Raw genomic sequence first — 23,974 nt, 5'->3', positions numbered from 1 at the left:
CGGTTTACTGCAGCGGCGAAAAGCCGGTGGGCCGCATCAGCCGCGATTGCAGGCGTACTACTGCCGCCAGTTCGCGGTTACGCCGCGAGAATTCCGCCCAGCGCGGGTCGGCTGCCATTGCGGCGCGGCGGGCGATGCGCTCGTCGAGGCTGGCATAGCCCCAGATGTGCACCACCTGGTTGACGTCGCCGAACTCGCTGGTGAAAAAGCCCACCAGGTTACCCAGGTGCTCGCTTTGCACTTCCAGCGCATGGCTTTGGTACAGGGCCAGCCAGTCGGCCATTTTTAGTGGGTCTAGGGTGTAGGTTCTCAGTTCGTAGTACATGCCGGGGTCTCCGTTTGGGTGGCCGGCGCCTGCAGGCGCGCGGTGATGTGGTTGGCAGCGAGCCAGCCGAAGGTTAGGGCGGGGCCCAGGGTAATGCCGGGGCCGGGGTAGGTGCCCTTCATCAGTGAGTTCATGTCGTTGCCGACTGCGTACAGCCCGGCAATCGGCTGGCCGCTGCGGTTCAGCACGTTGGCATCGGCGTTGGTGACCAGGCCGCAGGCCGACCCGAGGTCGCCGGTGTGAATGCGAATGGCATAGAACGGCCCGCTTGCCAGTGGCGCCAGGCAGGGGTTGGGAGTGTGCTGCGGGTCGCCCATGTAGCGGTTGTAGCTGTTGCCGCCTTTGCCGAACGCGCGATCGATGCCATAGCGGGCATCTGCGTTGAACTGCTCAAGGGTTTGCGCAAGCACCTCTGGGTCAACGCCGATGGCCTGGGCCAAGGCCTGTGGTGTTGCCGCCTGATACAGGTAACCGGCGTCGATCAGCGCCTGGTTGTTCACCGGTTTTGGCCGCGCCAGGCCCAGGCCATAGCGGTTCATGGCCTCGGCGTCGCAGACCAGCCAGCAGCTGGAAAGGCCGTTGGCGAACATGGTCTGCACGAAGTGGTGGTAGGAGTCGGATTCGTTCACAAAGCGCCGCCCGGCCGGGTTCACCGCGATCACGCCGGGTTTGGCGCGGTCTGTAACCAGATGCGGGAAGCGCTCACGCTCGCCACTGGCGTGGCGCAGTTCGGAAACCGGCGCCCAGAAGAAGTTGGCCGCCAGGCCCTCGCCCTGCGCTGCCGAAACAGCCCGGCCAAGGCGCAGGGCAGCGCCGTCGTTGGCAGCGGGTGACATGGTCAGGTGCGGTGCTTGCTGGGCTGGCCGGTAGCCAGCGGCGAGCGCGCCTGCCGCGAACCCGCCCATGGCGCACACCACACCGCCGCGGGCCAGTACCCGTTCGCGGCGCCCCTGGTGCTGTACCACCACGCCCGTGACCGCGCCCTGTTCAACGATCAGTTCCAGGGCCTCGCTGCGCAGCCACAGCTGTGTGCCATGGGCAAAGGCACTGGTGGCCAGGCGGGCGATCAGTGCGTTGCCGGTAGTCAACCGGGTGCCACGCGGGTGCTGCAGGCGGTCCCGTGCGTAACGTGCCATCAGTTTCAGGCAATGCCACAACGACCTGGGCGAGCGGCGAATGCTGAGGAAATGCTGGATATCCACGCGGTTGACCATCATGCCGCCGAACAACAGCATGCCGGGCGGTGGCATTTGCAGGTCCTTGAAGCGTGGGCCGAGGTGCTTGCCGTCGTACTCGACCATTTCCAGCGCCCGGCCAAACTGGGTGGCGCCAGGGGCATCGGGGTAATAATCCGGGGAGTGCGGTCGAAGGGCGTAGCGCAGCTCGGTGTGCTGTTCCAGCCAACGCAGTGCCTGGTGGCCATGTTCGATGAAGGCGTCCGCGAGGGCTGGGTCGTAGCCGTCGCCGATCACATGTTTGAGGTAGGTGCGCATGGCCTCGGGTGAATCCTTGGCCCCCGCGGCGCGGGCTTGATCGGTGCCATACAGCCACACCGCGCCGCCGGATATCGCCGAGGTGCCGCCAAAACGTTCGGCCTTTTCCACTACCAGCACCTTCAGCCCGCGGCGAGCCGCTGTGGCGGCAGCGGCAAAACCACCGGCGCCGCTGCCCAATACCACCAGGTCAAAGCTGTGTTGTATGTGTTCAAGAGTCGCCATGGCCTCAGATCTCCTGCGGCGTCACGCCCATGAAGGCGCCAAGGTGGCCGAGTTGGGCGAAGGCCATTTCCGGGCCGGTCTGGATCGCGCAGCCTACTTGCCGGGCGCGGTTCAGCAGCGGGGTGATTTCGGGCGAAGTGACCACGTCGGCGACCAGGGTGTCTGGCTGCAACGTGGCCAGCAGGGCAGCGGACAACGGCAGTTCTGCGCCTGTGCCCATGCCGACCGGGGAGGCGTTGGCCACCAGATCGAAGTCTTCCAGCCCACTGAACTGTGTGCTGACCGAAAGCCCCGGGAAGGCATTGCCGAGCAGTTCGCACACAGCGCCCATGCGCGCTGTGCTGGGGTCGCTGAGGGTAATGCTGACGATACCTGCCTCGCCCAGTGCGTAGCTGATGGCACTGCCAACACCGCCGCAACCGATCACCAGCGCCCGTTTGCCCGCCGGGTCAAAGCCGTGCTTGCGCGCAGCACCGAGGAAGCCGGCGCCGTCTACGTTGTCACCCAGCAGGCGCCCGTCGCGCTCGCGGCGTATCACATTGACCGAACCCAAGGCAGCCGCACGTTCGCTCAAACCATCCAGGCGGCTGGCCAGGGCCTGCTTGTAGGGCACGGTGACCACGCACCCGCGCAGGTTCTGCCAGCCGCGCAGGCTGTCGGCAAAGCTGCCCAGCGCAGCTTCGTGCAGGTCGATGGGCAGCATGGCGACGTTGCAGTTGTTGTTGGCGAACCAGGTGTTGAAGTTCTCGGGGGACTTCACCTGGGCAATGGGCGAACCGACGATGGCAACCAGTTCAGTGGAACCACGAATCATGCTGACCTCCTTATTGATGTTGTTGTGGAGGCAAGCGTGATGCAGCGGCGGAAGAGCAACAATGCGTTGATCGGGCTTTTGATGCGATAATCGCAATCATGATCCGGTTATCGCGGTAATCGGCTGTTTTTTTCACTTGCGAGTCGTAAAGATGAACACGCCCGCCATCCACCCCCGCGACTTGATCGCCGGCTTGCAGAAAGGCCTGGCCCTGATGCAATTGTTCAGCGCTGAGCAACCGCGCCTGAGCGTGCCGCAGACGGCCAGGTTGTCTGGCCTTACGCCGAGTGCCGCACGGCGTTTTTTGCTGACTTTGGTGCACGAGGGCTTTGCCGAAACTGACAGCCGCGAGTACTGGCTGACGCCCAAGGCTTTACGTATTGGCCAGGCGTACGTGGACTCGGCGCAACTGCCGCGCATGCTGCGGCCGATTGTCGAGCAGGTGGCGCGCCAGACCCAGGAGCATGTGTCGGTGGGTACCCGCGATGGTGACGAGATCATCCACCTGGTGCGCAGCCGGTATAGCCATGTGGCGTCGTTGTCGATCAGGCCCGGTTCGCGGGTGCCAATGTATTGCACGGCCGGCGGGCGGATCTGGCTGGCCTGGCTGGGTGAGGGGGAGCGAGGTGAGTACTTTGCACGCAACCCGTTGCGGGTGTTGACGCCCTACACGCTCACAGACCGGGCACAGCTGGAGGCGGAATTGCACCGGGTGAAGGGGCAGGGCTTCTGTATTGTTGATCAGGAATATGAAATCGGTATGCGGGTGCTGGGTGTACCGTTGCTGGACCGTGCCGGGGAGTTGAAAGCGACGCTGACCATCACGACTCATGCCTCGCGGTTGAGTGTTGATGAAATCCGCATGCGTTATTTGCCGCCACTGTACGAGGCGCAGGCGCTGTTGCGGCCAGTGCTGGATTGAGGCGCCATGCAGGCGGGGTGGCGGTGCCCGCAGGCCGGCACCTGGGGCGCCGGCAGCGGGCCAGGGGGCCTCGGCCTATCGCTCGATCTGACGATTCCAGCGGGCGTTCCATTCCGGGCGCTGGGTGTTGACCTGGTCCCAGTCGATGGTCACGGCAGTTTGCAGGTAGGTCTGCATGGCCTGGACCTGGCCACGGGTCTTGTCGCTGGTCGGGGTATTGGGGTTGGACGGGATCTGGTCACCCAGCTCCAGTGCCGGTGCTTGCGCCTCAGGGCTGAGCAGGAACTGGGCAAGCTTTTGCGCCAGCTCCGGCTGGTCGTTGTTGGCGGTGACGCATTCGGCCTGGTTGAGCACCACGGCGCCTTCCTTGGGCGCGGCGTATTCCACCGGGATGCCCTTGAGCTTCAGCGCCGTCACCTGGGTAGGGGTGAGCGGGAACAACGCGGCCTCATCGGTTTGCACCATTTCCGAAAGCTTGGCCGAGTTTGGGATGTACTCCAGCACGTTCGGGCCAACGTTCTTCTTCCAGGCCGTGAAGCCCGGGTTGACGTCGGTATCGCTGCCACCGTGCAGGCGGTTGTACATCAGAAAACCGTGCAAGCCGAAGGTGGATGACGCCATCGACTGGAACACCACTTTGTCCTTGAAGCGCGGGTCGGCCAGGTCGTTCCAGGAGGTGGGTGTTGCCCAGCCTTTTTCCTTGAACAGGCGGCTGTTGTAGGCAAGCCCGGTCACCCCCAGGCTGACGGCGGCGGCCTTGTCCTTGATCAGGGCCTTTTCCGGCAGCTGGGCCAGCGTCGGGTTGGGCTTGAGCGTGCTGCACAGGCCCATGCCGATGGCGCGGTACATGATGCCGTCATCCAGCACCATCACGTGGATCGACGGCTTGTTCGGCGTGGCCTGGACCTTGGCCAGGATGTCGGCCGAAGTGCCGGGGACGATCACCACTTTCACCCCGTTGGCCTTCTCGAACGGGGGCAGGATGTTGTCGCTGAACAGCCGCTCCATGGTGCCGCCATTCATGCCCAGGTACAGCGTGGGTTGCGCCACGGCGGGCAGGCAGGCGAACAGGCCAGGTACGGTGCAGAACAGGGCGAGCAAACGTTGCTTGTGCGTCATGACAGGTTTTCCTTGTGGTGGCTGGGCTGAAAACGGTTGATGGAAAAGGCTGCCAGGCTGATGGCTGGCGCGCCATGAAGGACGCATTGCGCCAGGGCTTCCCCGGCTGCCGGGCCAATCTGAAAACCGGCGCCGGCAAAGCCGAAGCCATGCAGCAGGCCGGGTTGGCGCAGGCTGGGGCCGATCACGGGTTCGTCATCGGGCAGGTAGCCTTCGGTGCCGCTCCAGGTGCGAATCGCCTGGGCGCCGGCCAATGCCGGGTACAGCTCGGTGGCGTTACGCAGGATGTCGAGCACTGCGGCTTGCCCCGGGCGGGCGGTGGTCGGGGTCAGGGAAAAGCCGCGCCCACCGCCCAGCACGCAGTTGCCGCGCGCCACCTGACGGGCGTAGATACCGCCGCCTTCGACCCCGGTGCTGGCGGTCATGAACAGCGGCAGTGGTTCGGTGACCAGCATGGCCGGGTGGGCCGCAGTCAGCGGCACCGCTTCGCCGAAGTACTCGGCCAGTTGCGCCGACCAGGCACCGGCGCAGTTCAGCAACCAGGGTGCCCTGAAGCACTGGCCTGTGCTGGTGCGCACGGTGAAGCGCTGGCCGTCGTGGTCTACCTCCAGCACTTTGCATTGTTCGTGCAACTGGGCGCCGCTGTGCCGGGCCGCCTGGGCGAAGGCAGGTGACACCAGGCGCGGGTTGGCATGGCCGTCGTCGGGGCAATATGACGCGCCGACGGCGATATCGCCCACCCAAGGGAAGCGCTGGCGCAGTTCGCGGTGCTCCAGCAGTTGCAGGCGCAGGTCAAAGGCCTGGGTCCGACGGGCATAAGCCTTCAAGGCGTCGAAGTCGGTTTGGCTGCGTGCCAGCTTCAGGTGGCCGCTGCGGGTGTACTCGCCGTCGATGCCGATCCACTCGCGCAACTGCCCCCAGATGGCATGGGCACGCATCGACAATGGCAGCTGGGCCAGCGAGCGGCCTTGGCGACGGACCCCGCCATAGTTCACCCCGCTGGAGTGCGAGCCACAGAAGTCACGTTCAAGCAGCGCCACCTGTTTGCCACCGCGGGCCAGGGTCAATGCAGCGCTGCTGCCGACGATGCCACCGCCGACGACAATGGCGTCCACCTCGATCCGCTTCATGGTTTGATCTCCAGGCCGAAGGGCAGGGGCTTGACCGGTGCCTGGCCACGCAGGCGCCCGACCTGGTCAATGGGCCGACCGCTTTCGCAGGCAATCAGTTCGGCGGCGGCGGCCCCGCACACACGGCCCTGACAACGGCCCATGCCGACCCGGCACATGGCTTTGACCCGGTTGATTTCCCAGTGCCCGGCGCGCACGGTGGCGCGGATTTCGCCAGCGCTGACCTGTTCACAGCGGCACACGGTCAACGGGTCCGGGGCCTGCCGCGCCCACTGCTCGGGGAACGGAAAGGCCTTTTCCAGGCCCTGGCGAAAGCGCTGCAGGGTAGCCAGGCGTTTTTCCAGCTGTTGCTGGCGTTGCGGGTTGCCAGGTTTGCCGAGGTCGGCCAGCAGCGTCAGGGCGGCCAGTTCACCGGTCATTTCGGCGCCGTCGGCACCGAGGATGCCGGCGCCGTCGCCAGCCAGGTACACACCGGGGCTGCTGGCGCGGCCTTGGGCGTCACGTACCGGTAGCCAGGCGCGGTTGAGGCTGTTCCAGGCAAACTGGCAGCCCAGCAGGTCCGCCAGCTGGGTTTCGCTGCGCAGGGCGTGGGCGAATGCCACGGCGTCGCACGGCAAGCTGTGTTGCTGGCCATTGCGCGACCAGCGTACGGCGCTGGCGCGTAGCTCGCCTTCGATGCCCAGCAGGGTCACCCCCTGATGCACCGGCACGCCTTTGCGGGTGAGCCAGGCGCGGTAGTACAGGCCCTTGGCAAAGGTGCCCGGCTGCAGCAACAGGCGCGGCAGGGCGCGTACCTGGGCGCTGAACGGCGAGGTGTCGAGCACTGCGCTGACAGTGGCGCCGGCCTTGGCGTACTGGTAGGCCACCAGGTACAACAGCGGGCCGCTGCCAGCCAGCACCACCCGCTCGCCGATGGCGCAGCCCTGAAACTTCAGCGCGATCTGCGCGGCGCCCAAGGTATACACCCCGGGCAAGGTCCAGCCGGGGATCGGCAACACGCGGTCGGTAGCGCCAGTGGCGACGATCACCCGATCAAATGCCAGGCGTTCGGCCAACCGGCCCTGCTGCAAGGTGTCCAGCACTTGCTGCTCGGCATTCCACACCAAGGTTTCCGGGCGGTAGTCGATCTGCTCGCGCAGTTGTTCAAGGGTGTTGTGCAGGGCCCGGGCCTTGTCCGCCTCGAAGCCGTACAACGCTTTGGCCGAGCGGCGAAAGTTGGCCGGCTGCTGGCGGTAGATCTGCCCGCCGCCACGGCTGGCTTCGTCCAGCAGCACTGGGCGCACGCCATGGGCCACGAGGGTTTGCGCGGCGCGAATGCCGGCGGGGCCGGCACCAATGATGACGGTTGCGCTCATGGCTGGCGCCCCGGTTCGCGGGTGACACAGTGGCCCGGTTCCAGAAAGGTCGAGCAGGCGCGCACCCGGCGGCCGTCCTGCAGGCGTACCCAGCAGTCCTGGCAGGCGCCCATCAGGCAGAAACCGGCGCGCGGTTCGGCGCTGAAGTCGCTGCCACGCAGGTGGGTGGCGTTGGTCAGGATGGCGGTCAGCAGGGTGTCGCCGTTCATGCCTTGAGCCGGTTGGCCGTCGAGCAGGAAGGGCAACGGTTCGCGGTCGTTTTCGGCCACGCGCTTGAACAGCGGCATAGGGGCATTCCTTGTCATTGCTTGCCCACCAGCACGCGGTCCAGGCCATACACGCGGTCCAGGGCGATCATGGTCAGGGCGGTGACGGCAATCACCAGCGCCGAGACGGCGGCCATCATCGGGTCGATGGACTCGGTGGCGTATACGTACATGCGCACCGGCAGGGTCTGGGTGGCAGGCGAGGTGACGAAGATCGACAGGGTCACTTCGTCGAAGCTGTTGATGAACGCCAGCAGCCAGCCACCGGCCACGCCGGGCAGAATCATTGGCAGGGTGACCTTGCAGAACAGCGTGATGCGCCCGGCGCCCAGGCTTTGCGCGGCCTGTTCGGCGCTGCGGTCGATGCCGATGGCGGCAGCCAGTACCAGGCGCAGCACGTACGGAGTAATGACCACCACGTGGGCGAACACCAGCCAGGTGAAGCTGCCATTGACCCCAAGCAGGGCGAACAACCTCAGCAAGGCCACACCCAGCACCAGGTGCGGGATGATGATCGGCGACAGCAGCAGGCCGTTGACAAAGCCCTGGCCAGGGAAGCTGTAGCGGGTCAGAGCCAGGCCCGCCGGCACGGCGATCAGGGTGGCCAGCGAGGCCGCCAGGGCGGCGAGTTTCAGGCTGTTGTAAAACGCGTCGAGGAAGTCGGCACGCTCGAACACAGCGCTGAACCAGCGCAGCGAGAAGCCGGCAGTGGGCAGGCTCAGGGTGTTTTCCGGGGTGAATGCCACCAGGCACACCACCCCCAGCGGGGCGAGCATGAACAGCATCACCAGGGCATGAAAGGACAGGGCCAGCGGGCCGTTACGGGTCATCGGTTCACACTCCAAGTGCGCGTTTGTAGCGGCGTTCGACCAGCCGGTTCCAGCTGAGCATCACCAGCAGGTTGATCAGCAGCAGGGCGACGGCGATGGTGGCGCCCATGGGCCAGTTCAGTTCGGCCAGGTACTGGTCGTAGATCATGGTGGCGACCATTTTCAGCCGCCGCCCGCCCAGAAGGCCCGGGATGGCGAACGAGCTGGCGGCCAGGCCGAACACGATCAGCGTGCCCGACAGCACACCGGGCATGATCTGTGGCAGCACGATGCGACGGAACACCGTCCACTGGCTGGCGCCCAGCGACAGCGCGGCCTGCTCGGCGGCCGGGTCGAGCTTTTGCAGCGAGGTCCACACCGGGATGATCATGAACGGCAGCATCACGTGGACCAGGCCGATGATCACCGCAAACGGGGTGTACAGCAGCTTCACCGGCTGCCCGCCGAGGGCGCTGATGCCTTGGTTGATCAGGCCGTCAGAGCCCAGCAGCAGGCTCCAGCCGAAGGCGCGCACCACCACCGAAATCAGCAGCGGGGTCAGCACCAGGATCAGGAAGATCGAGCGCCACGGCGCGCCCATGCGGCTGAGGACCATGGCTTCGGGGATGCCGATCAGCACACACAACAAGGTGACCAGGGCACTGATCCAGAAGGTGCGGAAAAAGATTTCGTAGTAATAGGTGTCGGTCACCAGGCTCAGGTAATGGCTGAAGGTGTACTGGCCGGCCTGGATACCACTGGTGTAGTCGAACGCGTTGAACGACAACAGCACAGTCAGCCCCAGCGGCATCACCAGCAACGCCAGGAACAACAGCAGGGCCGGGCTGCTAAGGCCGTAGCCCCAGCTGTTGCTGCGCAGTTTTGCCGTACTCATGCGGCCACCTCGGCTGTGTTCAGCACCCGCAGCAGGGCATCGTTCCAGTCCAGGCCGACCTGGGTACCTTCGTCCAGCGGCGTGCTGCCATCGTTGGCGCGGACCACCGCCAGGTTGCCCAAGGCGGTATCGACGCGGTACAGCCACTGGCTGCCAAGGAAGTAACGGCAGCTGACGCGGCCTGCCAGCTTGCCGCTGCCGGCTGCACCCAGGCTGATCTTTTCCGGGCGCAGGCTGAGGGTCAGCGGGCCCTGGGCGGCTGCCTGCGGTAACCCGCCGGGGCCTGTGACGCCATGCAGGCGGTTTGCCTTGCCGACAAAGTCGGAAATGAACGGCGTGCCCGGGTGCTCGTAGAGACGGTAAGGGTCATCGATCTGGGTGATGCGCCCGGCTTCCATCACCACCACCCGGTCGCTGATCGACAGGGCTTCGGCCTGGTCGTGGGTGACCATCAGGGTGGTGATGCCTACTTCGTTCTGGATACGGCAGATCTCGAACTGCATCTCTTCGCGCAGGTGCGCGTCCAGGTTTGATAGCGGCTCGTCCAGCAGCAGCACCGGCGGTTCGATCACCAGTGCGCGGGCCAGGGCTACACGCTGGCGTTGGCCGCCGGACAGTTCACGCGGGTAGCGTTCGGCGTGCTTGTCCAGGCGTACCAACGCCAACGCCTGGTCGACGCGCCGAGCGATCTCGGCGTTGGCCACCTTGCGCATGCGCAGGCCGAAGGCAACGTTGTCGCGCACGGTCATGTGCGGGAACAGCGCGTAGCTCTGGAACACCACACCCAGGCCCCGGCTGGCCGGCTTGGCGTGGGTGATGTCGCGGCCGTCGAGGACGATGCGGCCACTGGTGACCTCGACGAAGCCAGCAATCATCTGCAGGGTGGTGGTCTTGCCGCAGCCAGAAGGGCCGAGCAGGGAGACAAACTCGCCTTTTTCGATGGCCAGTGACGAACTGGCCACTGCCTCCGTAGCGCCATAGCGCTTGCAAAGCTTGTCGATCAACAGAAAGGTCATGGCTGTGCTCCATCGCAAACGGACCCGGGGTAACCCGGCAGTTTCAGGGTGGGCAGAGCGCCAGCGGCGAAAAGCAAAGCTTTTACGGACGTTGGCGCTCGCTTCTATGGCGGCGGCCGATGTTGTGATATCGCCCTATGGACCGGAGAGTAGGGCAATGATTAGGATGGCGACAAAGAGTAATTTCACTGAGTGACAGCTATTTTGAAATTATTCCACTCAATGAAATTTTTATGGGTTTAACGAAAAATGGATTCCGGTAAACGAAATGAACACGCCAAGGAAGTCGGCGTAAGTGCAGTGTCGCGTTTGTTCGCCGTGCTGCGCGCGCTAGGTGATTGCGGGGGGGAGGGCGAGAAGGTCAGCCAGCTGGCGCTGCGGGTTGGCCTGGCGCAGCCCACCACCCATCGGCTGTTGCGTAGCCTGATCGAGGAGGGCATGGTCGACCAGTGCGCCACCAGCAAGCGTTATCGGCTGAGCCTGGATTTCTTTGCCCTGGCGGCCAAGGCCGGGCAGGCGGGCAACCTGCGCGATGTGGTGCGCCCCAGCCTGCTGCGGTTGTCGGCTTCGCTGGGCGATTCGCTATTTCTGCTGGCGCGTTCGGGGTTCGATGCCGTGTGCCTGGACCGCAGCGAAGGGCCGTACCCGATCCGTACCTTTACCGGGGACATCGGCGGCCGCGTGGCGTTGGGCGTGGGGCAGGGCAGCCTGGCGATCCTGGCCTTCCTGCCTGAGGAGGAGCGGGACGAGGTGATCCGCTACAACCTGCCGCGGTTGAAGGACTTTCACCATTACGACGAAGTGTTGCTGCGTGCCGAAATCGACAACGTGCGCAGCCTCGGCTACGCCGGGCGCAACACCGGAGTGCTCGACGGCATGGCCGGCCTGGCAGTGCCGATTCTGGACCGGAACGGCCATGCGGTGGCAGCGTTGAGCGTGGCGACCATCAGCGACCGCCTGGGGCCCAATCGCATGCCCACCGTGGTGGCATTGCTCAAGCGCGAGGCGGCGGCGATTGGCGAACGGATCAACCCCTTCGACCCGGTGCTGCGCCGGCCCTCGCATGTGTTTGGTTGAAGTACCAGATTCAGGTAGACGCGATCTCAGTGGGGGCAACTGCCTTGCACAACATCTAAAAGCTGGCGCGACCATTGTGGGAGCGGGCATGCCAGCGAACACCGGCGCAGCCGGTGCCATCCATCGCGTCGTCAGCTTCAGGTGAGCCTATTCAACCGCCTCGGCCACGCCCTGGTCTTCACCCAGGAACCCACCGCTCTGGTGCTGCCACAGTCGGGCATAAGTACCGTTCTTCGCCAACAGCTCGGCGTGGGTACCTTGCTCGATGATGCGCCCTTCATCCATCACGATCAGCCGGTCCATGGCGGCAATCGTTGACAACCGGTGGGCGATGGCGATGACGGTCTTGCCCTGCATCATTTCGTCCAGGCTTTCCTGAATCGCCACTTCCACTTCCGAGTCCAGCGCACTGGTGGCTTCGTCCAGCAGCAGGATCGGTGCGTTCTTGAGCATGACCCGGGCAATGGCGATGCGCTGGCGCTGGCCGCCAGACAGCTTGATACCGCGTTCGCCCACCAAGGTGTCGTAACCGTTGTGGCCCTGGCGGTCGCTGAGCTGGCTGATGAAACCATCGGCCTGGGCATTGGCTGCAGCGGCGCGGATTTGCGCGTCGGTTGCGTCCGGGCGCCCATAGGCGATGTTGTCACGAATCGAGCGGTGCAGCAGCGAGGTGTCCTGGGTGACCATGCCGATGGCGCTGCGCAGGCTATCTTGCATCACCTTGGCGACGTTCTGCCCATCGATGCGGATTTCGCCACTGTCCACGTCGTAGAAGCGCAGCAACAGGTTGATCAAGGTGGACTTGCCAGCGCCGGAGCGGCCGACCAGCCCCACCTTTTCGCCTGGGCGAATATGCAGGCTCAGGTCGTTGAGCACCTGGCGCTCGCCGTTGTAGTTGAAGCAGACCTTGTCGAAGCTCACCGCGCCGCCGCGGGTTACCAACTCGGTGGCATCCGGCGCATCCTGTACCTTGGGGCCGCGGGTGAGGGTGGCCATGCCGTCCTGCACCGTGCCGATGCTTTCGAACAGTGAGGTCATCTGCCACATGATCCAGTGCGACATGCCGTTGATACGCAGGGCCATGGCGGTAATGGCCGCGACCGCCCCTGTGCCGACCTGGCCCTGGTGCCACAGCCACAGCGCGTAGCCGCCTGCGCCAAAGATCAAGCCCACTACCAGTGCCTGGTTGACGATTTCGAACTGGCTGACCAGGCGCATCTGGCGAAAGCCGGTCTGCTTGAAATCCTCCATGGCTGCACGGGCAAAGTGCGCTTCGCGTTTGGAGTGCGAGAACAGTTTTACCGTGGTGATGTTGGTGTAGGCATCGGAAATCCGCCCGGTCATCGACGACCTTGCGTTGGCCTGTTCTTGCCCGACCTTGCCCAGGCGTGGCACGAAATACAGCATGGCCAGCCCGAACAGCACGAGCCAGGCAATGAACGGCAGCATCAGTTTCAAGGCAAAGCCACCGGCCAGGGCGATGATTGCAATGAAGTACACGCCGATGCCGGGCAGGATCTCGATGAGCGTGAACAATACCTCGCGCACCGCCAGCGCTGTCTGCATCACCTTGGTGGTAACCCGGCCAGAGAACTCGTCGGAGAAGAACGACAGGCTCTGGCGCAACATCAGGCGATGGAAGTCCCAGCGCAGGCGCAGCGGCAGATTGATTGCCAGCACCTGGTGCTGCACCAGGGTGCGCAGCGCCACCAGCCCGATGCTGGTCACCAGGACGATGCCTATCCCCCACAGTACGTGGCTTTCCTGCGTGCTGGCGGCGGCGCCACCGGCCTGCCAGGCCGAAAGCAGGTCGACCACCTGGCCGAGGAAGGCAAACAGCCAGGCTTCGTAAATCGACACCCCGGCACTGAGCAGTGCCAAGGCAAGAATGTAGCCGCGGGCGCCCCGGGTGCAGGCCCACATGAAGCGCAACAGGCCAACCGGCGGCGGCGGTACTTCGTCAGGGGGGAAGGGGTCTAGCCAGCGTTCAAAAATGCGAAGCATGTGTGTCTCCGGTAAATCAGCATCTGCCTGACAGCTAACCTTACCGCACATCGGCATGCTCTACCTGGGCAACACAAGGTTGACATCTGGTCCGCCGCCCCACCATTATCCAGCCATACCTACGCAACGGGCTTTCTCATGATGTCCACATCCAACCACGCCATTTCCGCTTCGGGCTTCATTGCCCAGGCAGGCGCGTGCGTTGCCGTTGCCAAGAAATCCAAGAAACAGCCGCTCATCTGACCGAGGCGCGCTGTCTCGTCAGATGGGCTGACGAGACAGAAGGCGCCAGGTATCCCTGCCAGACCACTTCGACTCTTCACCCGCTGACGCTGACTTTCGGTCAACATCAGGAGTTTTTGCATGTCGAATTTCCGTGGTATCTGGATCGCCCTCGTCACACCCATGCGCGCCAATGAAGTTGACTTCGCCGCCCTGGAAAAGCTGGTGAAGAAGCTGCTCGAAGACGGCGTAGCCGGGTTTGTGGTGTGCGGTACCACGGGCGAAGCGGCAGCACTGTCCAAGGCCGAGCAACTGGCCGTGCTGGACGCGGTGCTGGCCTGGGTGGCGCCAGGCCAGGTGGTGATGGGCCTGTCGGGTTACAACCTGCGCGAACTGTTGGCATTCCAGGCTGAAATCCAGCAGCGCGACATTGGCGGGCTACTGGTGCCGGCACCTTGCTACATCCGCCCTTCGCAGGCTGGCATCGAAGCGTTCTTCAATACCGTAGCCGATGCCGCCAGCGTGCCGCTTATCGTGTACGACATCCCTTACCGCACCGGCGTGCGCATCGAGCGCGAAACCTTGCGCCGGATTGTGCGCCACCCACGCATCGCGGCAGTCAAGGACTGCGGCGGTGACAGCGAAACCACCATGGCCCTGATCCAGGACGGCCACGCGCAGGTGCTGGCCGGTGAAGACCTGCAAATATTCAACAACCTGTGCCTGGGCGGTGCAGGGGCCATTTCGGCTTCGGCGCATGTGCATGCACACCTTTACGTGCGCATGCTGCGGCAGGTCGATAGCGGCGACTGGGTGGCTGCGCGTGGCACGTTCTACCAGTTGCTGCCCTGGATCAGGATGGCCTTTGCAGAACCCAACCCGGCCGTGGTCAAGGCCGCATTGCAGTTGCAGGGGTTGATGAGCGACGAGCTGCGCGAGCCGATGCAGCCATGCACTCAACCAACCAGAGACAAACTGCTGGCGGTGCTGGCGCTACCCGGTGCCCTGTAGGAGCAGCCTTGTGCTGCGAAGAGGCCTTGAACCCGAACAAAGCCTTGGCGCTAGCACGAAAAAGCCAGGTATCAGCCTGGCTTTTTCGTGCCTGGTTTTTACCATCAGAAGTCCTTGCTTACCGCCGTTTGTGCGTGGCCCTCTTGCTGCTGTTGTTTGGCTTGCACCTGGGCGATCTGCTGTTTCTGCTCGGCCGTGTCCTTGCCCCAGAGGCGTGCCTGCTCCGCCAGGAAGTTCTGCTTGAACTGTTCAGCCCGCTGAGAGCCGTCTTCAGCATGCACGGCGCCGGCCAGGCCAAGCAGCACACTGCCAATCGCGATGGTTTTTATCAGTTTCATGATGCACCTCGGTTTCCTCGCAGGCTTGCCTGCGTAGGGTTATCGCCCGCTTGCTTGGGCAACGGTCTGGCCACTTGGGCGCAGTGGGCCATGCCAGTTCCGTTTCAGCGGCAGCGCGCAGCACACCAGGTTGCGCGAATGCCGGCTTCGATGGCGGGTTTGCCAGCAGGTGCTTTACTTTCAGCGTTGGTGTTCATGATGCCTGCTCCCGTTGTTTCGAAGTTGAAGTGTGTCGATGGGTTCAGCTTCTCACCGAAGCAGTGTTCGGAAAATACAACGGCGGTAGTGCAACTTGGGTGGTGCAACAGTTGTGGTGCAACAGCTGTAGTATCAACAGCGTGAGTGGCCAACATGACCAGATGGCATGAAATCAAAGAGGCCGCAGTTGAACTTTTCGGCCTGCCGAAACCCTTCGCCAATGCGCAGGACGAACAGGGTTTTCTCGATACCCAGGCTGCAGAAAACCTTCGCAGGCGACGCTTGTTCATGTTTGTGGCCATTGCCGTATGGGCTGGTTTTGGCTATTGGGATTATTACCACTACGTGCGCCATGAGCAGGCGCTTTCGCGCCTGGACTTCTACTGGATCCTGGTGTGGCGGCTGGCAGGCACCGTGGCAGTAGCCGCAGCAACCTGGGTGTCATTCATCTCGCGTTTTGACAACGAATGGTGGGTGAACAGAACCGTGGTGATTGCGGTGTGCTTCGCCCAGACCTGCCTGGTGGCAATGATGCAAATTGTCCCCGCGCCGTTGAATTACAATTACTACTTTGTCGGCATTGTCCTGGTTATCTTCTTTCAGCACGGCACCTTGGCGCTGCTGGCGCGCTATTCGTTGTTCAGTACCGGCTATTGCGTGCTGCTGCTCTGTGTGCAGGAAGTAACGACGGGTGTTCTGGGTACCAACTTTTTCCCCGCCATGTTTTACCTGCTGGCGTTTGCACTGGTGGGCTGGACCATCAGTGTGCGCGCCGAGAAAGTTGCGCGGGAGGGCTATCTTAAATCCCTGGCGTTGAACAAAAAGAACGAAAGCCTGGAGCAAGCCAACTTCCGCGTCCGCCGCGAGAAACAGAAAGCGGACGATGCGCTGAAGGCCTTGTTCGACCAAGAGGCGAAAAAAGCCGTGGAAATCCGCGAAAAGGCCGAAGCCAGCACCCGCTTCGTCCGCGCGGCCTACCACGACACCATGCAACCCTTGGCCTCCATTGCCTCCCTGGCGTACGTTGGCGAGCGTTTGGTCGAGCAGGGCCAGCATGAACGCCTGCAGGAGATTTTCCACGATATCGACGTGTCCGGCCGGGAAATCAGCGCCCTGTTCACCGGCCTGCGCGAAGTGTTTACCAGTGGCGAGTCGCAACCGGCCATCGAGCCGTTCTCCCTGAACGCGCTGATGACCGAGCTCGAATCGCTGCACCAGCCGTTGGCGCACGCCAAGGGCTTGCGCCTGAAGTTGCAGCAGCGCCGGCAGGATGCCGTGCTCGATTCAGACCGGGCGATTTTCAAGCGTGTGCTGGGCAACTTGATCTCTAATGCCGTCAAGTACACCGAGCGGGGCGGCGTGGTGGTCGGCAGCGTGGCGGGCAGGACTACCGTGCGCGTCGATGTGGTCGATACGGGTATCGGCATACCCGACGCGTTCAAGAGCAAGGTCTTCGAGGAGTTCTTTCAGGTCGACAACCCCAGCCATGACACCCGGCGCGGCTTAGGTTTGGGGCTGTCGATCGTGAAAAACTTCATTGATCGCTTGCCGGGCCATCGGCTGAGTTTCAGCAGCCGCCCCGGGCACGGCAGCCGTTTTTCGGTCGACTGCCCTCTGTTCCAGGGGGGAGCACTGTCGACGGGCGCCAGTGTGCCGGCGCCGCAGGTCGATGACACGTGCCTGGACATCGCCGGGGCCTATGTCCTGCTGGTCGATGACGATAAACGCATCCTCGACAGTTTGTCGAAGTCGCTGAGCCTGCAGGGCGCCATCGTCGCCACGGCCGAGGACCAAAATACCTTGCAGGAAGCGTTGGCGCGGGCGCCGGATCGCTACCCGGACCTGCTCATCTGCGACTACAAACTGCGCGACGGCCTGGTCGGCGTGGCGCTGATCGAGCAGGTGCGGGCGTTTTACGACTGGGCGCACGTGCCAGCGATCCTCTACACCGCCGAGCTGTTGCGCCAACCGCTGCATGACGACAGCCTGTCACGGGCCGTCGGCAAAGGCGAAAGCGCAGCCATCCTGATGGCTGCCGTTCAGCAGCTCTTGTCTCGCGGTCGGCTGGCTAATGCTGGCGAGGCCGGTGAAGACAGCACCCCCAGCACCTGACCGGTCTTGGCGAACAGGCCTTGCAGGCCATACAGGTCGATGACCCCGAACTTGCCGTAGAGCTTGCTCAGGTACTGACGCACGTTGACCGGGTTGATCTCCAGAATCGCCGCGATCTTCCACGGCGCATTGCCTTGCAACGCCAGGCGCAGAATGTCGAACTCGCGCGGTGTCACGCCCAGGTCCTTGGGGCCGAGCGGTGTTGCGGGTTGCTCGTGGAAGGCAGAGGAGGGTGCCTGGCCGCCTTTGCCAATCGCCTCGCTGGGCAGGTAGACCCCACCGTTGAGCGCGCGGTTGATGGCCTCCAGCATCACTTCATGGGCACTGGCCTTGGGCACGAAGGACGAAGCACCGCGGCGCATCACTTCGTCGACGAAACGCCGCTCCGACTCCGCCGACATCACGATCACCGGCGCCGTCACGCACCTGGCAGGATCGGGGTCGGCTGGCGCCTCGCGGCCGGACTTGAACAGCGACAGCAGGCTCAGGCCGTTGTCGGGCGTAAGGTCGTTGCTGGTGGCCGAGGTGGGGATGCACAAGTCCAGGAAGATCACGTCGAAGGCCTGGCCACGCACCAGTTCCAATGCTTCTGCGGTGCAGGAAGCCTCCAACACCTGGGCGTCCTGATGCACGGCCTGGATAAGGCTCTTGACCCCGGCCCTGAGGATGCCGTGGTCGTCTATCAGCAGAATACGCATCAGCCGGCTCCTGGCGGGGGGATGTGCTTGCAGTATTGCCGAGAAAGGGGCGGGTGTATCTACTACGGCTGTAGTGGGTACAGTGAGTCGGGGTATCAGCAGCTGGATGGTTGCGGGGTAGAGGCTATACGCTACCTGCAAACAGTCCCGATCAATCTTCTCATTTGCCAAGGCACAGGAGAGGGTCCATACCAATGACATCTCTGCCAAAGGAATCACCGCATGTCAAAGTTATATCCAAGTATTGATCCTGAGGGGCTGGTCGAGTACTCAGTGGTCTACACCGACCGCTCGCTCAATCACATGTCGCAGGCATTTCAAGCCGTGATGAAGAACATTTCCAGCACCCTGAAACAGGTCTATAACGCCCAGGCGGTTGCAGTAGTGCCGGGCAGCGGTACATTCGGCATGGAAGCGGTAGCGCGGCAGTTTGCCACCGGCCAGCAATGCCTGGTGATCCGCAACGGTTGGTTCAGTTATCGCTGGAGCCAGATCCTCGAGATGGGCAACATCCCGGCGGCTACCACGGTGCTGAAAGCGCGGCCCGTCGACGCGGGTCGCCAGGCAGCCTACGCGCCGCCGCCTCTGGACGAAGTGCTGGCGGCCATTGAGGCGCACAAGCCGCAAATCGTCTTCGCCCCCCACGTTGAAACCTCATCCGGGATTATCCTGCCCGATGATTACTTGCGGGCTATTGGCGACGCCGTGCATGCAGTGGGGGGGCTGTTCGTGCTGGACTGTATCGCCTCAGGCACGCTGTGGGTTGATATGCACAAGTGCGCAGTCGACCTGCTGATCAGCGCACCGCAAAAAGGTTGGAGCGCTTCCCCTTGCTGCGCGCTGGTGATGCTCAGTGCTTTGGCCCTCGAGCGCATCGAGCAGACGCAGAGCAGCAGCTTTGCCTGCGACCTGAAAAAGTGGCTGCAGATCATGCAGGCATACGAACAGGGCGGGCACGCCTACCATGCCACCATGCCCAGCGATTCGCTCGCGCGGTTCAACGACGTGATGAACGAGATGCAAGCCTACGGTTTCGACAAGGTCCGCGCTGAACAGCAGGCGCTGGGCGATAGGGTACGTGCCATGTTGACCGGCAAAGGCATTAAAAGCGTGGCCGCAGCCGGCTTTCAGGCCCCAGGCGTGGTGGTGAGCTATACCGATGATGCCGACATCAAGAACGGTAAGAAATTTGCCGAACACGGCCTGCAGATAGCCGCCGGGGTGCCGTTGCAATGTGACGAACCGGCCGACTTCCAGACCTTCCGTATCGGCCTGTTCGGGCTTGAAAAGCTGCACAATATCGAGCGCACGGTCAGCACCCTTGAACAGGCACTGGACGAAGTGATGGTGAGCTGAGCCCTTCTTGGCTGCAGCCCGTCAGGGCTGCCTGCTATGGGGCGCTGTCACGCAGAGCGCAATGGTCATTGTCGGAGCGGGCTTGTCCCGCGAATGGGGCCACGCGGTGCATGGCACCGGCTCCGCCGGTGTTCGCGGGGCAAGCCCGCTCCTACAGTGATCTGAGCTGCGCTCGATGAAATGCGACCCGTGCCTAGTTCGCGGGCAAGAGGATCACGAAGTTCTTTTTCATGTCTTCCAGCACGGTCCACTTGCCCTTGGCGCCCGGTTCGATAATGAACGTGTCGCCAGCGGCCAGTGTGAGGGGGGCGCAACCTTCAAGTTCGATGACGCAGCGTCCACTCAGGACATGGCAGAACTCCCACACTTTGTAGTCGATGCGCCAGGCCCCGGTGCTGGCTTCCCATTCTCCGGAAATGCGCCCTTGCTGTTCATCGTGATAGTACTTGGACGTCAGCGTATGAGGGGTGCCTTCCAGCACCTCTTCAAAAAAGGGAAGGTCGCGCACCGGTTGGATATCCAGCTCGCGGAACACGGTCAGTTTCTTGTTCATGGCTTTTTCTCGAGCACGTTGTGGGTGGGGCGATACATCAAATAGGCTTCACCGGTTACGCCCAGCATCGGGTGCGCAACGATCTGGCAGGTTTTAACAATCTGAAAACCGTGACGTTCGTAGAAGCGGCGTGCACCGTGGTTTTCTGCATAATCGATCAGGCATAGCCCAGCCAGGCCAGCGTCCTCAGCACGCTGCTGGGCGTGGCGAAGAAACTGCACGCCCAGCCCCTGGCTGCGCCAGGCCTCATCCAGGGCCAGGCTGGATATGTACAAGGTGTCGGGTACTTCCATGTCGGCATAAGGCGCGAGCACCGGGTCTGTCTCGACAGGCCTGTCAGGGGCCTCGCTCAAGGCATAGCTATGCATCATGCCGATCACGCGCCCTTCGAAAGTGGCCATCAGGCAGTTCTTGTAGGAAAAGTCGCCCTGTTCCCTCGCATAGCGAGACGCACCGACACTCAGCAACGCTTCCCCAGGTGCGGCAAGCTTGCTCCATATGTAATCGGCCATGCCCTCCGATGTCAGTTGAAAGAAGCGCGCAATATCGTGCGCGTCCGAGGCTTGGGCGGGCCTGAAGTCGATAGGCATGAACAGTGCTCATAAGGGATAGGGGGTAGTTTTCGAGGATTACGCCTTTGGCAGGGGGCAGGGTAGACGGGTTCAACAGTTCCCATCATGCTCTGGGCGAACACCGTCAGCACTTCGTGCGACGCTGGCCCATGCTCAACGGCACGTGGCCGTCCAATGCACTAAGGTATAACCATATACCTTTTAATTCTTTGTCACCTCAGACCCTGTGTTTTCAACTAGCGCCTTTTTGAGCGAGCGCTGTCCGTGGAGCACTGTGAAGTAGTTGTCATCGGTCTGGGCGCCATGGGCGCCGCCACCACGTATCAGTTGGCCAAGGCGGGTGTCGATGTGGTGGGCATCGACCGCTTCCAGCCCCCGCATACTTTTGGCTCAAGCCACGGTGATACGCGCATTACCCGGCTGTCCGTGGGGGAGGGTGCGCAGTACGTGCCTATCGTGAAGAGGGCCCAGCAGATCTGGCGTGATCTGGAGGCGCAGTCTGGCGAGTCGTTGTTCGAACAGTCCGGCTTGCTCGCACTCACCTCCAGCCCCGAATTCGACCCCGACGATAAAACCGACTTCACCCTGCGCACCATAGGGTTGGCCCAGACCTACGGGATCGAACACGAAGTGCTCGACGCCGAGCAGATCCGCCAGCGCTTCCCGCAATTCGCCAACGTACGCGATGACGCGATCGGTTACTTCGAACCGGGCGGTGGTTTCGTGCGCCCTGAACGCTGCATCGAGGTGCAGTTGCGTTTGGCGGTGCAGCACGGCGCGACCTTGCACACAGGCGAAACGGTTACCCAGATCAGCTCGGATGAACAGGGCGTGACGGTTACGACCGACCTGCGCAAGGTCAAAGCCCGCAAGCTGGTGTTCAGCGCCGGAAACTGGGCCGGCGGGTTGTTGGGCGAGCCCTTCGACCGGTTGCTGAGTGTCTACCGGCAGAGGCTGTTCTGGTTTGAGCTCGAAGACGGCGCGGGCCTTGAGGGCGCGTCGCCCACGTTCATCCTCACCCATGGGCGGGGAGACGACAAAATCAACTACGGCTTCCCTGCGCAGCCCGGCGAGGGCAGCCTGAAAATCGCCACGGCCCAGTACCATACGGCCTCGCAGCCCGACCTGCTGGACCGCACGGTTTCTGCCGTGGAAGAACTCGAGATGTACCAGCAGCAGGTGCAGGGCCGTATTGCCGGGGTCACAAACAAGGTCCTCAAGTCGGCCGTTTGCGCCTACACCGTCACCCCGGACCGGCATTTCATCATCGACCAACACCCCACCCTCAAGCACACCCTGGTGGTGTCTGCCTGCTCTGGCCACGGTTTCAAACACTCGGCGGCCTTGGGCGAAGCCTTCGCGCAGTGGTGCACACGCGGCACTACCGACCTTGATCTGTCCTCTTTCACCCTTGAACGATTCGAAGGAAAAACCCTGTGAAGCGTATTGCACTTTCCCTTGCCCTGCTGGCTGCCTCCCTCGGCTCTGCACAGGCCGAAACGCTCAAGATTGCCGTGGTGCCTGTGCCTCACGCCGAGATTCTGGAGTTCCTCAAACCGGAGTTGGCCAAGCAGGGCGTTGAGCTGGAGGTGAAGGTATTCACCGACTATATCCAGCCGGATCGCCAGGTGGACGAGGGGCGGCTGGATGCCAATTACTTCCAGAGCAAGCCGTATTACGAGGCCTACAAGAAAGACCGCCCAAGCAGCGATCAGGTACCGGTTGTAGCCGTTCACATCGAGCCGTTCGGTGCTTACTCGAACAAGGTCAAATCGGTAGCCGAGCTGAAAGACGGCGCCACCGTTGCCATTCCCAACGACCCCACCAACTCCGGGCGCGCACTGCTGCTGATCGCGAAGCAGGGCCTGATCACGCTGAAAGACCCCAGCAACATCATGGCAACCGCCGGCGACATCACCAGCAACCCGAAGCACCTGAAGTTCAAGGAGCTTGAAGCGGCCATGCTGCCGCGCGTGCTGGGCCAGGTGGACATGGCGCTGATCAATGCCAACTACGCGCTGGAAGCCAAGCTGGTGCCGCACAAGGATGCGCTGTTCATCGAAAGCTCGGAATCGCCGTACGCCAACTACCTGTACGTGCGCAGGGACAAAGCCAGCGACCCGGCTGTGCAGAAGCTTGGGGCGTTGTTGAACTCGCCTCAGGTCAAGCAGTTCATCCTTGAGCGTTATCACGGCGATGTGGTGCCGGCGTTCTGATCGCTTGAACTGACATCTCAAACCGAGCCGTCACGAATCAGATCACGACGGCTCACTTCTCCGTGCACATGGTGGCCCGATACCGGTAAGGTCGTCCTTAAAGCAGGAGACGACCTTCCGCCACGTTTCCCGTACCGATTCAGACCAGGAATAACCGCCCGTAGGGACGCTCGAGATGAACACATTGATGGAACGATTGGAACACTGGTTGGAAGCCAACCTTCCCGATGCCTGAGATATTTCATTTCCTCGACGCGATCCCCATCCTGTACGCGTCACAGCTTGGCGGATGAGTTCACTTGGCAGGTCAAGAGGGCAAGGACTGGGCGAGTTTCAATCCTGGGTTGCCATTCTCATGGCTTCTCATGGCTACGCGCCGTTTAGCTTTGCAGGGCGCGATGGGGCGAAAGCGGTCTTCCCAGACCGGCCGGTATCGACCCAAAGCGGTCGTTCCCAAGGAGCAGCTATAGGTCGAAAAAAGCATCCATGTACGGCCGGCAGCTTTCAACCCGTAACAGACGTTACCGCATTCAGGAAATCAGCCCTGTTTAGTGGTGGACAACCGTTCATAAATGCGATGCAGGTATGCCTGGTAGATGCAAAAAGTGACCAGCAACAATCCAGCTCCGGCCTCAGCTTCCGTGGCTAAAAAAGGCTTGATTGAATACGCTGAACGGGATGCGCTTGAAAGACTCCCTGACGCCTTCAAGCTATCCGCTAGCTCTTGAAAATTGTCATTGAGCTTATTAAGCAGAGGTAGAACCGATGAAGAGTCAAAATCTACATTGACCTGATGGGCGAGCTGATTCCGAATATTCTTGATCGCTCTGAGGATCGCGGCATCCCTTTCAGAGATTATCGACAGGAGCAACGCGAGTTGGATCCTGGCACCAAACGAGCCACACGGTGCACGGCCATCGCCGTTAATGCCTAGAAACGAATGTATTTCCTGCTCTGGCCCTGTCAGCGTCATGGATAGAATTTCGACAAGTGCGAGATCGAGAACCGCGCCGGCAGTAATAGCTAGCTCACGTCTCGGCAGTCCTCGATAATCTTCGTAAATTCTATCTGCACCAGGGAACACATCCCGCATCCACTGCTCGATTTTCCAAGCCATTTCACCTCCTAAACCCCTATCCGAAAGGCCCTGACCGGGGCCCATGATGGTCTACCTTGCTTTTTTACAGTACGCGATGTACGCACCTGCAGCATGCGGATCTATGACGTCCTCCACATCCTGAGAATGCC

Annotated in this window: 24 protein-coding genes; 7 read left to right on the top strand and 17 right to left on the bottom strand. The window is 62.5% G+C overall.

The window, feature by feature from the left end; genetic code table 11:
- Positions 1 to 4 precede the first annotated feature (4 nt).
- From ACN6NG_RS17995 to ACN6NG_RS17985, 3 genes are read right to left on the bottom strand one after another with little or no spacing between them, the layout of a single operon-like run.
- A complete protein-coding gene (locus ACN6NG_RS17995) occupies positions 5 to 325 on the bottom strand; it encodes an NIPSNAP family protein (RefSeq protein WP_016500295.1) in 321 nt (106 codons plus the stop codon).
- Positions 310 to 2,043, bottom strand: coding sequence for an FAD-dependent oxidoreductase (locus ACN6NG_RS17990; protein ID WP_063425724.1), 1,734 nt, complete (start codon positions 2,041 to 2,043; stop codon positions 310 to 312). Before ACN6NG_RS17990 ends, ACN6NG_RS17995 begins: the two co-directional genes overlap by 16 nt.
- 4 nt (positions 2,044 to 2,047) lie before the next feature.
- Positions 2,048 to 2,857 carry a shikimate dehydrogenase family protein gene (locus ACN6NG_RS17985; protein ID WP_063425726.1) on the bottom strand — a complete coding sequence of 270 codons (810 nt, stop codon included), beginning with the start codon at positions 2,855 to 2,857 and terminating at the stop codon, positions 2,048 to 2,050.
- A gap of 151 nt (positions 2,858 to 3,008) precedes the next feature.
- Here ACN6NG_RS17985 and ACN6NG_RS17980 point away from each other — a divergent pair, with 151 nt between their 5' ends.
- Complete coding sequence (locus tag ACN6NG_RS17980; RefSeq protein WP_063425728.1) at positions 3,009 to 3,779, top strand: IclR family transcriptional regulator domain-containing protein; 771 nt, start codon at positions 3,009 to 3,011, stop codon at positions 3,777 to 3,779.
- Between the two features lie 75 nt (positions 3,780 to 3,854).
- Here the strand turns inward: ACN6NG_RS17980 and ACN6NG_RS17975 are convergent, their stop codons facing one another.
- From ACN6NG_RS17975 to ACN6NG_RS17945, 7 genes are read right to left on the bottom strand one after another with little or no spacing between them, the layout of a single operon-like run.
- Positions 3,855 to 4,898, bottom strand: coding sequence for an ABC transporter substrate-binding protein (locus ACN6NG_RS17975; protein ID WP_474315303.1), 1,044 nt, complete (start codon positions 4,896 to 4,898; stop codon positions 3,855 to 3,857).
- Positions 4,895 to 6,028, bottom strand: a complete 1,134-nt coding sequence (locus ACN6NG_RS17970; RefSeq protein WP_063425731.1) for an NAD(P)/FAD-dependent oxidoreductase — start codon at positions 6,026 to 6,028, stop codon at positions 4,895 to 4,897. The genes ACN6NG_RS17975 and ACN6NG_RS17970 overlap by 4 nt, the downstream gene beginning before the upstream one ends.
- Complete coding sequence (locus ACN6NG_RS17965) at positions 6,025 to 7,383, bottom strand: FAD/NAD(P)-dependent oxidoreductase (RefSeq protein ID WP_063425733.1); 1,359 nt, start codon at positions 7,381 to 7,383, stop codon at positions 6,025 to 6,027. Before ACN6NG_RS17965 ends, ACN6NG_RS17970 begins: the two co-directional genes overlap by 4 nt.
- Positions 7,380 to 7,670 carry a (2Fe-2S)-binding protein gene (locus tag ACN6NG_RS17960; RefSeq protein ID WP_063425735.1) on the bottom strand — a complete coding sequence of 97 codons (291 nt, stop codon included), beginning with the start codon at positions 7,668 to 7,670 and terminating at the stop codon, positions 7,380 to 7,382. Before ACN6NG_RS17960 ends, ACN6NG_RS17965 begins: the two co-directional genes overlap by 4 nt.
- 14 nt (positions 7,671 to 7,684) lie before the next feature.
- On the bottom strand, positions 7,685 to 8,479 hold the full coding sequence (locus ACN6NG_RS17955; protein WP_016500286.1) for an ABC transporter permease: 795 nt from the start codon (positions 8,477 to 8,479) through the stop codon (positions 7,685 to 7,687).
- Positions 8,480 to 8,483: 4 nt separating this feature from the next.
- On the bottom strand, positions 8,484 to 9,353 hold the full coding sequence (locus ACN6NG_RS17950) for an ABC transporter permease (protein ID WP_049275572.1): 870 nt from the start codon (positions 9,351 to 9,353) through the stop codon (positions 8,484 to 8,486).
- Positions 9,350 to 10,369 carry an ABC transporter ATP-binding protein gene (locus ACN6NG_RS17945; protein ID WP_049275573.1) on the bottom strand — a complete coding sequence of 340 codons (1,020 nt, stop codon included), beginning with the start codon at positions 10,367 to 10,369 and terminating at the stop codon, positions 9,350 to 9,352. The genes ACN6NG_RS17950 and ACN6NG_RS17945 overlap by 4 nt, the downstream gene beginning before the upstream one ends.
- Positions 10,370 to 10,618: 249 nt before the next feature.
- Here ACN6NG_RS17945 and ACN6NG_RS17940 point away from each other — a divergent pair, with 249 nt between their 5' ends.
- On the top strand, positions 10,619 to 11,446 hold the full coding sequence (locus ACN6NG_RS17940) for an IclR family transcriptional regulator (RefSeq protein ID WP_059396216.1): 828 nt from the start codon (positions 10,619 to 10,621) through the stop codon (positions 11,444 to 11,446).
- Positions 11,447 to 11,593: 147 nt separating this feature from the next.
- Here ACN6NG_RS17940 and ACN6NG_RS17935 read toward each other — a convergent pair whose 3' ends face one another.
- Positions 11,594 to 13,450 (bottom strand): ABC transporter ATP-binding protein, encoded by a 1,857-nt coding sequence (locus ACN6NG_RS17935; protein WP_353457327.1) that lies wholly within the window; start codon positions 13,448 to 13,450, stop codon positions 11,594 to 11,596.
- A gap of 119 nt (positions 13,451 to 13,569) precedes the next feature.
- A complete protein-coding gene (locus ACN6NG_RS17930) occupies positions 13,570 to 13,815 on the bottom strand; it encodes a hypothetical protein (protein WP_162471772.1) in 246 nt (81 codons plus the stop codon).
- Here ACN6NG_RS17930 and dapA point away from each other — a divergent pair.
- A complete protein-coding gene (gene dapA, locus ACN6NG_RS17925; protein WP_474315296.1) occupies positions 13,814 to 14,683 on the top strand; it encodes a 4-hydroxy-tetrahydrodipicolinate synthase in 870 nt (289 codons plus the stop codon). The two genes, ACN6NG_RS17930 and dapA, sit on opposite strands and share 2 nt — an antisense overlap.
- 104 nt (positions 14,684 to 14,787) lie before the next feature.
- Here dapA and ACN6NG_RS17920 read toward each other — a convergent pair whose 3' ends face one another.
- The gene (locus tag ACN6NG_RS17920) at positions 14,788 to 15,021 is read right to left on the bottom strand and encodes a hypothetical protein (protein WP_474315293.1); all 234 of its coding nucleotides are present in this window, start codon (positions 15,019 to 15,021) and stop codon (positions 14,788 to 14,790) included.
- A 351-nt stretch (positions 15,022 to 15,372) separates the two neighbouring features.
- On the opposite strand from ACN6NG_RS17920, the gene ACN6NG_RS17915 reads away from it, so the two are divergent.
- Entirely contained in the window at positions 15,373 to 17,331 is a 1,959-nt protein-coding gene (locus ACN6NG_RS17915; RefSeq protein WP_474315292.1) for an ATP-binding response regulator, read from the top strand.
- Here ACN6NG_RS17915 and ACN6NG_RS17910 read toward each other — a convergent pair.
- Positions 17,259 to 18,029, bottom strand: a complete 771-nt coding sequence (locus ACN6NG_RS17910; RefSeq protein ID WP_474315290.1) for a response regulator transcription factor — start codon at positions 18,027 to 18,029, stop codon at positions 17,259 to 17,261. The genes ACN6NG_RS17915 and ACN6NG_RS17910 overlap by 73 nt on opposite strands.
- A 222-nt stretch (positions 18,030 to 18,251) precedes the next feature.
- Between ACN6NG_RS17910 and ACN6NG_RS17905 the strand changes: the two genes are divergently transcribed.
- Entirely contained in the window at positions 18,252 to 19,385 is a 1,134-nt protein-coding gene (locus tag ACN6NG_RS17905; protein WP_474315288.1) for an aminotransferase class V-fold PLP-dependent enzyme, read from the top strand.
- Between the two features lie 193 nt (positions 19,386 to 19,578).
- On the opposite strand, the gene ACN6NG_RS17900 is transcribed toward ACN6NG_RS17905, so the two are convergent.
- Together ACN6NG_RS17900 and ACN6NG_RS17895 are read right to left on the bottom strand one after the other, a co-directional pair.
- On the bottom strand, positions 19,579 to 19,938 hold the full coding sequence (locus ACN6NG_RS17900; protein ID WP_016500267.1) for a cupin domain-containing protein: 360 nt from the start codon (positions 19,936 to 19,938) through the stop codon (positions 19,579 to 19,581).
- A complete protein-coding gene (locus ACN6NG_RS17895) occupies positions 19,935 to 20,528 on the bottom strand; it encodes an N-acetyltransferase family protein (RefSeq protein ID WP_474315286.1) in 594 nt (197 codons plus the stop codon). Before ACN6NG_RS17895 ends, ACN6NG_RS17900 begins: the two co-directional genes overlap by 4 nt.
- Positions 20,529 to 20,774: 246 nt before the next feature.
- Between ACN6NG_RS17895 and solA the strand changes: the two genes are divergently transcribed.
- Together solA and ACN6NG_RS17885 are read left to right on the top strand one after the other, a co-directional pair.
- On the top strand, positions 20,775 to 21,950 hold the full coding sequence (gene solA / locus ACN6NG_RS17890; RefSeq protein ID WP_474315283.1) for an N-methyl-L-tryptophan oxidase: 1,176 nt from the start codon (positions 20,775 to 20,777) through the stop codon (positions 21,948 to 21,950).
- The gene (locus ACN6NG_RS17885; protein ID WP_474315281.1) at positions 21,947 to 22,726 is read left to right on the top strand and encodes a MetQ/NlpA family ABC transporter substrate-binding protein; all 780 of its coding nucleotides are present in this window, start codon (positions 21,947 to 21,949) and stop codon (positions 22,724 to 22,726) included. The genes solA and ACN6NG_RS17885 overlap by 4 nt, the downstream gene beginning before the upstream one ends.
- Positions 22,727 to 23,264: 538 nt before the next feature.
- Here ACN6NG_RS17885 and ACN6NG_RS17880 read toward each other — a convergent pair.
- Positions 23,265 to 23,843 carry a hypothetical protein gene (locus tag ACN6NG_RS17880; protein ID WP_235549832.1) on the bottom strand — a complete coding sequence of 193 codons (579 nt, stop codon included), beginning with the start codon at positions 23,841 to 23,843 and terminating at the stop codon, positions 23,265 to 23,267.
- Between the last annotated feature and the right edge of the window lie 131 nt (positions 23,844 to 23,974).

It is taken from the genome of Pseudomonas sp. TSO6 (genome assembly GCF_056098905.1).
Note: the sequence above shows the minus strand (reverse complement) of the source record. Positions and strands in the feature narration are given on the sequence as shown.